General features: G+C 64.1%; 11 protein-coding genes. 8 read left to right on the top strand and 3 right to left on the bottom strand.

Going from position 1 to position 12523, the window contains the following annotated elements; translation table 11 throughout:
* Positions 1-14 precede the first annotated feature (14 nt).
* Positions 15-1265: a type II toxin-antitoxin system HipA family toxin gene (locus ACV7NO_RS15870; protein ID WP_463406925.1), complete on the bottom strand. Its 1251-nt coding sequence runs from the start codon at positions 1263-1265 to the stop codon at positions 15-17.
* Positions 1262-1573, bottom strand: a complete 312-nt coding sequence (locus ACV7NO_RS15865) for a helix-turn-helix domain-containing protein (RefSeq protein WP_463407376.1) — start codon at positions 1571-1573, stop codon at positions 1262-1264. Before ACV7NO_RS15865 ends, ACV7NO_RS15870 begins: the two co-directional genes overlap by 4 nt.
* Positions 1574-2181: 608 nt before the next feature.
* On the opposite strand from ACV7NO_RS15865, the gene ACV7NO_RS15860 reads away from it, so the two are divergent.
* From ACV7NO_RS15860 to ACV7NO_RS15825, 8 genes are all read left to right on the top strand, one after another.
* Complete coding sequence (locus ACV7NO_RS15860; RefSeq protein ID WP_463406924.1) at positions 2182-2556, top strand: Arm DNA-binding domain-containing protein; 375 nt, start codon at positions 2182-2184, stop codon at positions 2554-2556.
* Positions 2557-3376: 820 nt separating this feature from the next.
* Positions 3377-4255, top strand: a complete 879-nt coding sequence (locus ACV7NO_RS15855; RefSeq protein WP_463406923.1) for a TorF family putative porin — start codon at positions 3377-3379, stop codon at positions 4253-4255.
* A gap of 112 nt (positions 4256-4367) precedes the next feature.
* On the top strand, positions 4368-4457 hold the full coding sequence (kdpF, locus tag ACV7NO_RS15850; protein WP_019517694.1) for a K(+)-transporting ATPase subunit F: 90 nt from the start codon (positions 4368-4370) through the stop codon (positions 4455-4457).
* A gap of 13 nt (positions 4458-4470) precedes the next feature.
* Positions 4471-6189: a potassium-transporting ATPase subunit KdpA gene (gene kdpA, locus ACV7NO_RS15845; RefSeq protein WP_463406922.1), complete on the top strand. Its 1719-nt coding sequence runs from the start codon at positions 4471-4473 to the stop codon at positions 6187-6189.
* 12 nt (positions 6190-6201) lie between these two features.
* Positions 6202-8238 carry a potassium-transporting ATPase subunit KdpB gene (gene kdpB, locus ACV7NO_RS15840; protein WP_463406921.1) on the top strand — a complete coding sequence of 679 codons (2037 nt, stop codon included), beginning with the start codon at positions 6202-6204 and terminating at the stop codon, positions 8236-8238.
* Positions 8239-8250: 12 nt separating this feature from the next.
* Positions 8251-8850: a potassium-transporting ATPase subunit KdpC gene (gene kdpC / locus ACV7NO_RS15835; RefSeq protein ID WP_463406920.1), complete on the top strand. Its 600-nt coding sequence runs from the start codon at positions 8251-8253 to the stop codon at positions 8848-8850.
* Positions 8850-11525, top strand: a complete 2676-nt coding sequence (locus ACV7NO_RS15830; protein WP_463406919.1) for a DUF4118 domain-containing protein — start codon at positions 8850-8852, stop codon at positions 11523-11525. The genes kdpC and ACV7NO_RS15830 overlap by 1 nt, the downstream gene beginning before the upstream one ends.
* 2 nt (positions 11526-11527) lie before the next feature.
* Positions 11528-12214 (top strand): response regulator transcription factor, encoded by a 687-nt coding sequence (locus ACV7NO_RS15825; protein ID WP_463406918.1) that lies wholly within the window; start codon positions 11528-11530, stop codon positions 12212-12214.
* A gap of 52 nt (positions 12215-12266) precedes the next feature.
* Here ACV7NO_RS15825 and ACV7NO_RS15820 read toward each other — a convergent pair whose 3' ends face one another.
* Entirely contained in the window at positions 12267-12521 is a 255-nt protein-coding gene (locus ACV7NO_RS15820; RefSeq protein WP_463406917.1) for a hypothetical protein, read from the bottom strand.
* Positions 12522-12523 lie beyond the last annotated feature (2 nt).

Below are 12523 nucleotides of genomic sequence, written 5' to 3'. Positions count from 1 at the left end.
CGAGTGGCGCGGCGTTACAGCGCTTGGCTAGCCACCAGATCTTCATGGTCGAAGGCGGAGGCCATGCGGGTGATGTCGCGACCACTGAGGCCCAGAGCTGATGCCCGCTCACGCCATTGCGCGACGGCCGCGCCAACCTCCCGAACGATAGCCCTCGCACCTGGCGTTTTGAGGCCGAACTGACGCGCGACGTTCAAGGCTACATCAAGGGAGGCCGTGTCGTCGGCTTCGTCGATTGCGAGGCTCAGGATGCGGTCACGGATATCGGTTGGCGTTGGATTCATGTCGTAGGCTGGCGACAGCCGCCATCCGCCAGCACCGTCATATAGGAACCCGTGGTTGCGCAGATGGTCATCCGTGTTGGAGATCAAGACGTTGAAGACGATCCGCCGCCACAGCTGCGCGCAGTCCTGCTCTGGGCGTGACCCATATTGGCGGAGTGCATCCACCATTTCGAGATAGCTGTGGGCCTCATTGTCAGCGGCGCCGAGCATGCTCATGGCCGAGAGGAACGGAATCCGGGTTTCACGCTCACGGTCAAAGCGGCGCAGCAGCAGACTGGTTCGTTCCCCGACCTGTTCCAATCGCCAAGTCGGCACGTCGATGCCGGCACGGCCAGCGAGGTCAAGGGCGACAGCCTCCCACTGCATGACCGGGAAAGTGTCGTCTGCCTGCGGGAACTTGGCGATCGACAGCTGTCCGTCGAGATCGAGCACAGATGCTTTCGCCCGTGCACCGCCCAGCGATGAGCCGGGGGCTAGGATTAGGCGCAGATCGTTCTCGTCCTCATTGTCCGCCGCGACGCGCATGGCCGCGTTCAACAACTCCCCGAGCCGGATCAGCGGTGGGATTGCGCGCCCGTCCGCCAGAAAGGGGCCATCCACCTGTTCCTTGAACCTAAGTGCGCCCTGCCGCGCGACATCGCCCACACCAAGCAAGTAGTCAGCCTCGCTGAGGCTGCGCGCGGCCCGGCCTTCCGCTGCCGCCTTGCGGCGTTCCTCGCGCTGGATCAGCGTCCGGCCCCAGCGGTCAGGCGCGGAGTCGCCGAAGGCCCCAAACAACGCCCGCCCGTTCTGGGTGTGCTGTGGCCCACGGCCTAGCGCCAGCGCGGGCTCCAGTGCGAACTGCGCGGGGTTTTCCAGCCACTGCGGATCATATTCAAAAGTTGCGCTTTCGCGGTTGCGCGCACGGCGCGCCCACAATTGCCCGACAAGATGCGAAGTTTGGTCAAGGTCGACATAGGCGAAGATTTTTCGGTCGCTCATGTCGAGCCTGCTGACTTACGCTTGCTCCTGACCCGTTGTGGTAGGCGCTCCTCTTCCAGTTGTAGGCCGACGCTATCCGTGGCGATGTCGGCTAAGTCGCTCAGCCGTTCGCTAAGTCCGAGGATAAAAAGGATCGTCGCATAAACCCCAAGCGACACCGATGGGTCGCCTTGCTCCACCTTCTGAAGTGTACTGCGTGATATGAAGGCGCGCTCCGCCATGAGCACCGTCGTGACACGACGGCGGAGGCGGGCGCTCCTGATATCGGCGCCTAGTTTGCTCAGTGCCCTTTTGACAGGGAGTGGCATGGGGGGGGTGTTACGCATAATAGCCTCTATGGCTGTTATACTAACCACAAAACTCTTTAATGTCCATTAAAACGGTCATAAGGCGTATGTGAGGCTGTGTGGCAACCTTTGCATAATATCCTATTTGCGTCAGCCCGCAGCTAGGCGGGAAGGGGGTAATTCGGATAAGACCAAAATCCTATATACGGCATGTGTGTGCGCTCACCGCCAGCATGGTTAGGATAGGTAAGCACTGATTGGCACGGCGCGTGATGGTCAAAGGACGTGATATCGAAAATAGAAATTCAGAGTCTAAATTAGCACAAATTTTAGCACACACTATTTTCAAAATAAATTTTTATATTTTAAAATCAACGCACTAGCATATAATGCGTCCTGCCTCATAACCTGAAGGTCACAGGTTCAAATCCTGTCCCCGCAACCAACGCACAAACAACCAGACCGTCTCAGGGAAACCCGGGGCGGTTTTTTTGGCTTTTTTCCGTGGCTTGCGCCCGGTTCAGGGCGCTTCCGTTTGTCCCGTCCAGACCCTTGAAAAGCCAGAACGTCGGTTTGCATTCTGGGGTATTTTCAGGGGGGCTGCCCGGCATCACTGCCGGAGTACCCCCATGGCCCTGAAGGCACTCGAAGCCCGCTACGCCACGAAGCGCGCGAAAGACTACAAGCTTGCCGACGGCGAGGGGCTCTACCTCCTCGTCCGTGCAAGCGGCTCGAAGCTGTGGCGTTTCAAATACCGCTTTGCCGGCAAGGAGAAGCTGCTCGCCCTTGGCGTCTACCCTGCGGTCAGCGGGCTTGGAGACACCGCCACCGCCGAGGCGACGCAAGCGGTTTATGATCTCGCGACCGCGCTGAAAGGCACGATCCCCGACGAAATCCGCGACGCAATCACGACCGCCCAAACTGCCGTGCGTGACATCGAACACGCCATACTGGATCAGCGCCGCGGTCGCACCCTTGATCGGGTCGGGCGGACTGGTGAATGAAGTGTCGCGGCGACGAGCAGCGTCCTCCTTGCCTTCACGCTGGCCGGAGCGCTGGCGGTCCTGGTGGTGTGGCTGACGGACCCGTTCGAGGTCGTGGCTCTGTCTTCACGTGCGTTCGCGCTGTTCTGCGCGATGCACAATGCGCGCTCGCGCTATTGATAGCGCGAGGCCGGCGGGGCGTCGACAGCGCATCGGCTTGGGTTCGTGGCAGTGGGTTTGATCTGCCTCGTGGCGGTCCTTGTCGCTGCGCAGGCCGAAGGCCGACACCGTTCGATGAGGGGCCTTTCCAATAATCGATGGCGAAGCCGTCTCGGCTGGCCAGGCGTCGCGTGCCCGTTCTGCAGGGAGCGCCTCGCAAACTGTGAGGCCACGCACGGCTGTTTCGGATTCCCTCGTGAGCTTAGGCTGCCGTTCGCCAATGCTGCCACATGCCGTCGAGCGCCAGATAGGCCTGCGCGGGGACATGAATTCCAATGAACGCCTTGGCCACGGGTAAAACAACAAGTTCGCTTACTTATACATATATGATGATAGTTCCCTGTTTGTTCGCAGTTGGCCATGATGGCGCGGCTATTACGTAGCATGTCGATCATATATTTGACGGAGCGATTCCGGTAATTGCCACAGTGGCACCATAGCATTCCGGATATTCCGGAATGCGCGATCGTCAAATACCCGCGCAGCAGCGAAAAAAGCGCCGACTATATGCGCGCTATATGGCTTTTCCCGGAATCGATCTCGAATTGCTACGCTGGATGCGCCTAATCGCACATCCCTGAAGGCATCGTCGTGTGACGAGCGCCGCTCAAGGGGTGTAACAATGAAGTTCCGTCATGCGACCGTGGTCGTCGCGATCCTGGCTTTCCCGATCGCGGCGCAGGCGCAGTCGACACCGAACGACAAGGCCGAAGCTGCGGGCGATACGGCGCCGCGCTCGACGCTGAGCGTCAGCGGTTCCGCTTCGATCGCCTCCGACTACCGGTTTCGTGGCGTGTCGCAGTCCGATCAGGAGATGGCGGTGCAGGGCGGCATCACCATCGCGCACGGGAGCGGCCTCTATGTCGGCAGTTGGGCATCGAACCTTGCCGGATGGGGGGCGTTCGGCGGTGCCAATATGGAGCTCGACCTCATCGGCGGCTACAAGGCGAAGTTCGCCGACAATGCGACGCTCGATGTCGGCCTGACCTGGTACATGTATCCGGGCGGCGCCGACAAGACCGACTTCGCCGAGCCGTATGTGAAGCTGACCGGCACGACGGGGCCAACGATGCTGACCGCGGGTGCCGCTTATGCCCCCAGGCAGCAGGCGATCGGCAAATGGTACGAGACCGGTAGGGATGCTGCGAGCGGCGTCTATGACAATCCCGGCGCCAAGGACGACAATCTGTATCTCTGGGGCGATGGCGCGGTCGCGCTTGCCGGCACGCCCGTCACTGCCAAGGCCCATGTCGGCCATAGCTGGGGCCAGAATGGCCTGGGGCCGAATGCGACCGCAGTCGCGCCGACCGGCGCCTATTGGGATTGGTCGCTCGGTGCCGATGCCACCTACAGGACCCTGACGTTCAACGTCAGCTACATCGACACCGATATCTCGAACGGGGAGGCAACTTACCTCCGCCCCAGCTTCAGCACAGGTCAGGACGGCACCGGCAACATCGCCGGCAGCACCGTCGTGGTCTCGCTGACCGCTGCCTTCTGACCGTTGGAAAGGACGTCCGATGCAGGACCTGCTCTGGATCGCACTCATGGTCGGACTGGTGGCGCTCACGCTCGCCTATGCCCGCCTGTGCGACAACGCTTGAGGTGATGCGATGACCCTCGATCTGTGGCTGGCGGCGCTCACCGCGATTGGCCTCCTCGTCTACCTGGTGGCGGTCCTCATCCGCCCCGAACGCTTTTGAAGGAGGCGGACCGATGACACTCCAGGGCTGGTTCCTGATTCTGGGCTTCGTCGCCCTATTGCTCGCGCTGACCAAGCCGGTCGGCACCTGGCTTTTCACGCTGTACGAGGGGCGGCGCACGCCGCCTCACACCGTGCTCGGTCCGGTCGAGCGCGGCTTCTATAGACTCGCCGGGATCGATCCGACGGCCGAACAGGGTTGGCGGCGTTATGCGCTGCACATGCTGCTGTTCAACGCGACGCTCATGGTATTCACCTATGCGGTGCTGCGTCTGCAGGGCGTGCTCCCGGGCAATCCCCAGGGGCTGGCCGGGCTGTCGCCGAACCTGGCGTTCAATACCGCGATCAGCTTTACCACCAACACCAACTGGCAAAGCTATGCTGGCGAGAGCACCATGTCGAACCTCAGCCAGATGCTGGGGCTGACGATCCATAATTTCCTGTCGGCAGCCACCGGCATCGCACTTGCCTTCGCGCTGTTCCGCGGCTTCGCGCGGCGGGAGTCGCATGTTCGCGGGATGGGGACGATCGGCAATTTCTGGGCCGATGTGACGCGCGTCACGCTCTACGTCCTGCTGCCGATCTCGATCGTCTACGCGCTCTTCCTGATCGCCGGCGGCGTACCGCAGACGATGGCCGGCGTCGTCGACGTCCAGACGCTGGAGGGCGCGAAACAGTCTCTGCTGCTCGGCCCGGTGGCGAGCCAGGAGGCGATCAAGATGCTCGGCACCAACGGTGGCGGCTTCTTCAACGCGAACTCCGCGCATCCGTTCGAGAACCCGACTGCACTGACCAACCTTATCCAGATGCTGTCGATCTTCGTGATCGGCTTCGGGCTGACGTGGACGTTCGGCAAGGCGGTGGGCAACACCAGGCAGGGCTGGGCGATCCTGTCGGCGATGGTGATCCTGTTCCTCGCTGGTGTCGCCGTCACCTATTGGCAGGAGGCGGCGGGCAACCCGGTGTTGCACAATCTAGGCGTCGCGGGCAGCAACATGGAGGGCAAGGAGGTGCGCTTCGGCATCGCCGCATCCGCGCTGTTCTCGGTCGTCACCACCGCCGCGTCGTGCGGGGCCGTCAACAGCATGCACGACAGCTTCACCGCGCTCGGCGGCATGATCCCGCTGTTCAACATCCAACTCGGCGAAGTCGTCATCGGCGGGGTCGGTGCCGGTATCTACGGCTTCCTGCTGTTCGCCATCCTTGCGGTGTTCGTCGCCGGGCTGATGGTCGGTCGCACGCCGGAATATGTCGGCAAGAAGATCGAGGCGCGGGAGGTCAAGCTCGCGGTGCTTGCGATCGCCGTCCTGCCGCTAATGATTTTGGGACTCACCGCGCTGTCATCCGTGCTGGCGCAGGGATTGGCGGGGCCGCTGAACAAGGGGCCGCACGGCTTCTCGGAAATCCTCTACGCCTTCACCAGCGCGGTCGGGAACAACGGCTCCGCCTTTGCCGGCCTTACCGCCAACACGCCCTATTATAACGGGTTGCTCGGCGTCGCGATGTGGATCGGCCGCTTCTTCATCATCGTGCCGATGCTGGCGATCGCTGGCGGCCTGGCTGCGAAGAAGTATACGCCGGAGAGCGCCGGGTCCTTCCCGACGACGGGCGGACTGTGGGTCGGATTGCTGGTCGGTATCGTGCTGATCCTTGGCGGTCTCACCTTCCTGCCGAGCCTCGCGCTCGGTCCCATCGCCGATCATCTCGCGATGATCCGCGGCACATTGTCCTGATCGGGGGCCATCATGGCAAATACCCAGCAAAAGAGCCTGTTCACGGCCGACCTCGTCGGGCCCGCGATCAAGGCGTCGGTCCTGAAGCTCAACCCCAAGGACCTCGTTCGCAACCCGGTCATGTTCGTCACGGCGGCGGTCGCGGCGCTGATGACCGTCCTGCTCGTGATCGGTCAGGACCATTTGTCCGTCGGCTTCAAGCTCCAGCTCGTCATCTGGTTGTGGCTGACCGTATTGTTCGGCACGTTCGCCGAAGCGCTCGCCGAGGGGCGCGGCAAGGCGCAGGCGGCCAGCCTGCGCGCGACCAAGGCGGAACTGACCGCCAAGCGGTTGAAAGGCGACGGGCGCCAGTTCGATACTGTCCCCGCAAGCCAGCTCAAGGTGGGCGACATCGTGCTGGTCGAGACCAACGACCTGATCCCGTCGGACGGTGATGTCGTGTCGGGTGTCGCCTCGGTCAACGAGGCGGCGATCACCGGCGAGAGCGCGCCGGTGATCCGCGAGGCGGGCGGCGATCGTTCGGCGGTGACGGCCGGCACGCGCGTCATCTCCGACGAGATCCGCGTCAAAGTCACCGTCGAGCCCGGCAAGGGCTTCCTCGACCGGATGATCGCGCTGGTGGAGGGCGCCGAGCGGCAGAAGACGCCGAACGAGATCGCGCTGACCCTGCTGCTCGTCGGCCTGACGATCATCTTCCTGATCGCGGTCGCCACCATCCCGGGCTTCGCCGCCTATGCCGGCGGGTCGATCCCGGTGGCGATCCTGGCGGCGCTGCTCATCACGCTGATCCCGACGACGATCGCGGCGCTGCTGTCGGCGATCGGCATCGCCGGCATGGACCGGCTGGTACGCTTCAACGTGCTCGCCAAGTCGGGTCGCGCGGTCGAAGCGGCCGGCGACATCGACGTCCTGTTGCTCGACAAGACCGGCACGATCACGATCGGTGACCGTCAGGCGAGCGCGTTCCGGGCGGTGTCCGGGACCACCCCTCAGGAATTGGCCGAAGCCGCGCTGGTGGCAAGCCTGGCCGATGAAACGCCGGAAGGCCGCTCGATCGTGCTTCTCGCGCGCGAGAGGTTTCACGTCGCGACCGCGGAACTCCCGGCCGGTGCCGAGATCATCCCGTTCACGGCGCAGACGCGTATCTCGGGCGTGAAGGTCGGCGGATCGTTGATCCAGAAGGGTGCGGTGGACTCGATCCTGCGCGCCAACGCCGGTTCCGGCGAAACCGCCGCCGCTACCGAGTTGCGCCGGATCACCGACGAAATCGCCCGCGCCGGTGGTACGCCGCTCGCCGTTGCGCAGGACGGGCGTCTGCTTGGCGCAATCTTCCTCAAGGATGTGGTCAAGGCCGGCATTCGCGAGCGGTTCGGCGAGCTGCGTGCCATGGGCATTCGGACGGTGATGATCACCGGCGACAACCCGCTCACTGCCGCAGCGATCGCGGCAGAGGCCGGAGTGGACGACTTCCTCGCCCAGGCGACGCCGGAGGACAAGCTGGAGCTGATCCGCAAGGAACAGACGGGCGGTCGACTGGTCGCGATGTGCGGCGACGGCACCAACGACGCGCCCGCGCTCGCACAGGCCGATGTCGGCGTGGCGATGAACACCGGCACGCAGGCCGCGCGCGAGGCGGGCAATATGGTCGATCTCGACAGCGACCCGACCAAGCTGATCGAGGTCGTCGGCCTCGGCAAGCAGTTGCTGATGACGCGTGGTGCGCTGACCACGTTCTCGGTCGCCAACGACGTGGCGAAATACTTCGCGATCATCCCGGCTATGTTCGTCGTGCTCTATCCGGGGCTTGGCGTGCTGAACGTAATGCGGCTGGGCAGCCCTGAAAGCGCGATCCTGTCGGCCATCATCTTCAACGCCGTCATCATCCCCTGCCTGGTGCCGCTGGCCCTGCGCGGCGTCGCCTACAAGCCGATGGCGGCCGGGCCACTGCTCGCCCGCAACCTCGCGGTCTACGGCCTTGGCGGCCTGGTCGCACCATTCATCGGTATCAAGATCATCGACGTCGTGGTCGGCGGCCTCGGTCTCGCGTAAGGAAAGACAGACATGGGCAAGGATTTCTCCTCCGCGCTGCGGCCTGCGATTGTCATGACGATCCTGTTCGCGACCCTTCTAGGACTCGTCTACCCGCTTGCCGTCACCGGGATCGGCCAGGCGATTTTCCCGAGCCAGGCGAATGGCAGCCTGGTGCGGGACGCTCGTGGCACGGTCATCGGTTCGAGTGTGGTTGGACAGGCGTTCACCGCAGACCGCTACTTCCAGACGCGTCCGTCCGCTGCCGGAAAAGGCTATGATGGCCTTGCGTCGTCCGGTTCGAACCTAGGTCCGGCGAGCCAAGCCCTGGTCGACCGCGTGAAGCCCGACGTAGCGAGGCGTCGCGCCGAAGGCGTACCCGGTCCCATGCCCGCCGACCTCGTCACCGCGAGTGGCTCTGGGCTTGATCCCGATCTGTCGCCCGCTGCCGCATTGGCGCAAGCGTCGCGCGTGGCTCAGGTTCGCGGCGTGCCAATCGACCGTGTACGTCAGCTGGTCGCTGACACGACCGAGGCGTCCATCCTGGGTGAGGCGCATGTCAACGTACTGGCGCTCAACCGTGCGCTCGACGCGCTGTCAGGCACCGGCACCTCCGGGATACCCCCGCGCTGATGCCTGTCTCGGGCGATGGGAGACCTGACCCTGACGCCCTCCTGCGCGTCGCCGCGCAGGAGGGCAGGGGGCGCTTCAAGCTTTTCCTCGGCGCTGCGCCCGGAGTCGGCAAGACTTTCGAGATGCTGTCCGAGGGCGCGGCGCGCAAACGGGACGGCGTCGACATCGTCGTCGGCGTGGTGGAAACCCACGGGCGCGCGGAAACCGAGGCACTCACCCGTAGTCACGAGATCATGCCGAGGCGGGCGATCGCCTATGAAGGCCGGACGCTCCAGGAGATGGATCTGGACGCGATCCTCGAGCGCGCACCTCGCCTCGTCCTCGTCGATGAACTCGCGCATACCAACGCGCCAGGCAGCCGGCATCCCAAACGCTATCAGGATGTCGAGGAACTGCTGTCCGCCGGGATCGACGTTTATTCGACCGTCAACATCCAGCACGTCGAGAGCCTGAACGACGTGGTCGCCAGCTTCACGCGCGTCCGTGTCCGCGAAACGGTGCCGGACAGCGTGCTGGAGATGGCCGAGATCGAAGTCGTCGACATCCCGCCGGACGAACTGATCGAGCGCTTGCGGGCCGGGAAAGTCTACCTGCCCCATGAGGCGACCCGAGCGCTGTCGCACTTCTTTTCCAAATCCAATCTGTCTGCCCTGCGCGAACTGGCGCTGCATCGCGCGGCGCAGGCGGTCGATGCGCGGATGCTGGACGACGTGCGGGCGCTCGGGCTTGGCGGCACCTGGGCGGGCACCGACCGGATCGTCGTTGCGATCAACGAACTGCCCGGGGCGGACGCGCTGGTTCGCGCCGCCAAGCGGGTCGCGGACGGACTGCGTGGCCCATGGACCGCGGTCTTTATCGAAACCCCGCGTGCCGCGCATTTCTCCGACATGCAGCACCAGCGTGTCGCCGCGGCCATGACGCTGGCGACGCAACTTGGCGCAGCGGTCGCGACGGTGCCTGCGACCAACGTGGTGGAAGGTATTCAGACCTTCCTGGTCGATGCGCGCGCGACCCAGTTGGTCATGGGCAAATCGCGACGCTCGCGGTGGTTCGAGTTCCTCCACGGCTCGGTCGTCGGTCGGCTGATCCGCGATACGCCGGGCGTCACCGTCCACGTTCTGCCCGTCCATACGGAGCAAGGCGACCGCGAGCGTGGGCGGCGCCGGCCGGCCCATTGGGGCACGCCTGCCGGCTACGCGATCACCACGGCGCTCGTCGCGGGCGTCACCGCCATCGCCAGTGCGCTGTTTCACGTGCTCAACCTCGGCAATGTCGGCCTGCTGTACCTCCTGCCGGTGATGACGGCCGCAAGCCTTTACGGCCTGCGCACCGGACTTTTCGCCGGCATCGCCTCCAGCCTCGCCTATAATTTCTTCTTTCTGCCACCCGTCGGGACGCTGACGATCAGCAATCCCGAGAACGTGATCTCGGTCGTCGTCCTGCTCGGGATCGCCATCGCGACCAGCCAATTGACCTCGCGCGTCCGTGCACAGGCCGATCTCGCCGCGGCCAGTGCGCGGACCAATGCGACGCTGGCGGGCTTTCTCCGCCAGATTGCCAGCGTCAACGATCCCGACGTGGCGGCGCAAATGATCTGCGACGACGTCCGCGGGTTGCTCGACGTGCAGGTGGTTCTGCTCGTACCCGGTGTCGGAACAGGTCTCGAGATCCTTGCTGCGAGCGATGCTTCCTATCATCTGGGGACGATGGATACGGCGGCCGCCGCTTGGGCGCTGGACACGGGCATGGCGGCCGGGAAAGGCTCCGGCACACTCGCGGCGTCGGAATGGCTGTTCCAGCCGTTGAAGGCGGGCGGTCGCGTGCTGGCGGTGCTCGGCGTTGCCAAGGATAGCACAACCGACCCCGTGCGCGCCGATCAACTGCCGTTGCTGAGCAGTCTCCTGGACCAGTCCGCGCTCGTGCTGGAGCGATTGCGGCTCGAGGTCGAGATGCGCGATGTCGAGACCGTGCGAACCAGGGACCGCCTGCGCGCGGCGCTCCTCTCGTCGGTCAGCCACGACCTCCGGACTCCGCTCACCGCTGTCATCGCGGCAGCCGCGCAATTGCATCACGGTGCCACGCCCGAACTGATCGGCACCATCGAAAGCGAGGCCGCCCGCCTCAGCCGGTTCGTCGCCAACCTCCTCGACATGGCCCGGGTCGAGGCAGGGGCGCTGAAGCTGAAGATCGAAGCGATCGACCTCGAAGACGCCGTGACCGGCGCGGCCCACGATGCGCGTCGCGCACTGGAAGGCCATGCGCTACGGCTCGACGTTCCCCCTGGACTTCCTCTGGTCCGGGCCGATCCCCAACTCCTCCACCACTGCCTGCTCAACCTGCTCGACAATGCCGGTCGATATGGGGATCCGGGCACCGAGATCGTCATCGAGGGTCGCAATTGCTTCGGCGAACTTCGCCTGACCGTCATGGATCATGGGCCGGGCCTGCCGACCGGCCGCGAGAAGGAAGTGTTCGAGACGTTCCGGCGGCTCGAGGGCTCCGACCGGGCCATCGGTGGCACAGGCCTGGGGCTGGCGATCGTCAAGGCGTTCGCCGAAGCGATGGGCATGACCGTCGAGGCTGCAAACCGGGACGACGGAGCCGGTGCCGCCTTCACGCTGGTCTTCCCGACCAGCCTGATCGTCCGGGATCCCGTACCAGAAGGTCTGACCTGAAAATGCCTGCCAAAGTTCTTGTGGTGGACGATGAGCCCGCCATCCGCCGTCTGCTGCGCAACACGCTCACCCGGGCCGGCTACACCGTCGTCGAGGCTGGCGACGGCAGGCAGGCGCTTCAGCAGGCCGCAACCGAGCATCCCAGCGCCGTGCTCCTTGACCTCGGCTTGCCGGATCGCGACGGGTTGACGCTGATTCCGCTGCTGCGAACCCATGGTGACGCGGTCATTCTGGTTGTGTCCGCACGCGATGCGGTCGATGAGAAGGTGACGGCACTCGATCTCGGCGCGGACGATTTCGTCGGCAAGCCGTTCGATACCGACGAGTTGCTCGCGCGTCTGCGCGTCGCGCTTCGGCATCACGGATTGTCCGTAGCGACGCAGAAGATCGTGCGGCGCGGCGACATCAGCATCGATCTCGACCGCAGGATGGTATCGCGTGGAGACGAGGAACTGCACCTGACCCGGAAGGAACATGATGTGCTGGCCGTTCTGGCCAGGCATGTCGGCCGGGTCGTAACGCACGACCGCGTGCTCGCCGCGGCTTGGGGCGGCGAGGAAGAGCCGCGCATCGAATATCTCCGGATCGTCATCCGCAATCTGCGTCAGAAGCTCGAGCACCCGGGACCGGTTGGCAGCGTGATCGCCAATGAGTTGGGTGTCGGTTACCGGCTGCGCTCCGATGCGTGACGATCGGCCATAGCCCGGACGGAATTGTACCTTACAAACCAAGCATACAAGCCTATCTGCGCTGGCAGATCAGCAAGGTGCCCCTCTCTCTGACAGCCGCCACTAGCTCCGGCTTCGTTTCGCTATTCGCGCGGATCACAACTTCGATCGTTTCATCTGATACATCGCCGGAAATAGAGAGAGTGTCATCAACGGCTGGAAGTTTATCCATCTCGCGTCGATCCTGGAACCCTGGCCCCGCATAGAGGGGCGATGTCAGGTAGAAAATGATGACCATTCTGGGCATCTCGATGGGCTTATGTTTCACCA

Source organism: Sphingomonas sp. Ell38C01, from assembly GCF_055231975.1.
Note: the sequence above shows the minus strand (reverse complement) of the source record. Positions and strands in the feature narration are given on the sequence as shown.

Bases quoted from the DNA above. Each gene is read 5' to 3' on its own strand.
- kdpF (WP_019517694.1), top strand. From the start codon at position 4,368: ATGACCCTCGATCTGTGGCTGGCGGCGCTCACCGCGATTGGCCTCCTC.
- kdpB (WP_463406921.1), top strand. From the start codon at position 6,202: ATGGCAAATACCCAGCAAAAGAGCCTGTTCACGGCCGACCTCGTCGGG.
- kdpA (WP_463406922.1), top strand. From the start codon at position 4,471: ATGACACTCCAGGGCTGGTTCCTGATTCTGGGCTTCGTCGCCCTATTG.
- ACV7NO_RS15860 (WP_463406924.1), top strand. From the start codon at position 2,182: ATGGCCCTGAAGGCACTCGAAGCCCGCTACGCCACGAAGCGCGCGAAA.
- ACV7NO_RS15830 (WP_463406919.1), top strand. From the start codon at position 8,850: ATGCCTGTCTCGGGCGATGGGAGACCTGACCCTGACGCCCTCCTGCGC.
- kdpC (WP_463406920.1), top strand. From the start codon at position 8,251: ATGGGCAAGGATTTCTCCTCCGCGCTGCGGCCTGCGATTGTCATGACG.
- ACV7NO_RS15825 (WP_463406918.1), top strand. From the start codon at position 11,528: ATGCCTGCCAAAGTTCTTGTGGTGGACGATGAGCCCGCCATCCGCCGT.
- ACV7NO_RS15865 (WP_463407376.1), bottom strand. From the start codon at position 1,573: ATGCCACTCCCTGTCAAAAGGGCACTGAGCAAACTAGGCGCCGATATC.
- ACV7NO_RS15855 (WP_463406923.1), top strand. From the start codon at position 3,377: ATGAAGTTCCGTCATGCGACCGTGGTCGTCGCGATCCTGGCTTTCCCG.
- ACV7NO_RS15870 (WP_463406925.1), bottom strand. From the start codon at position 1,265: ATGAGCGACCGAAAAATCTTCGCCTATGTCGACCTTGACCAAACTTCG.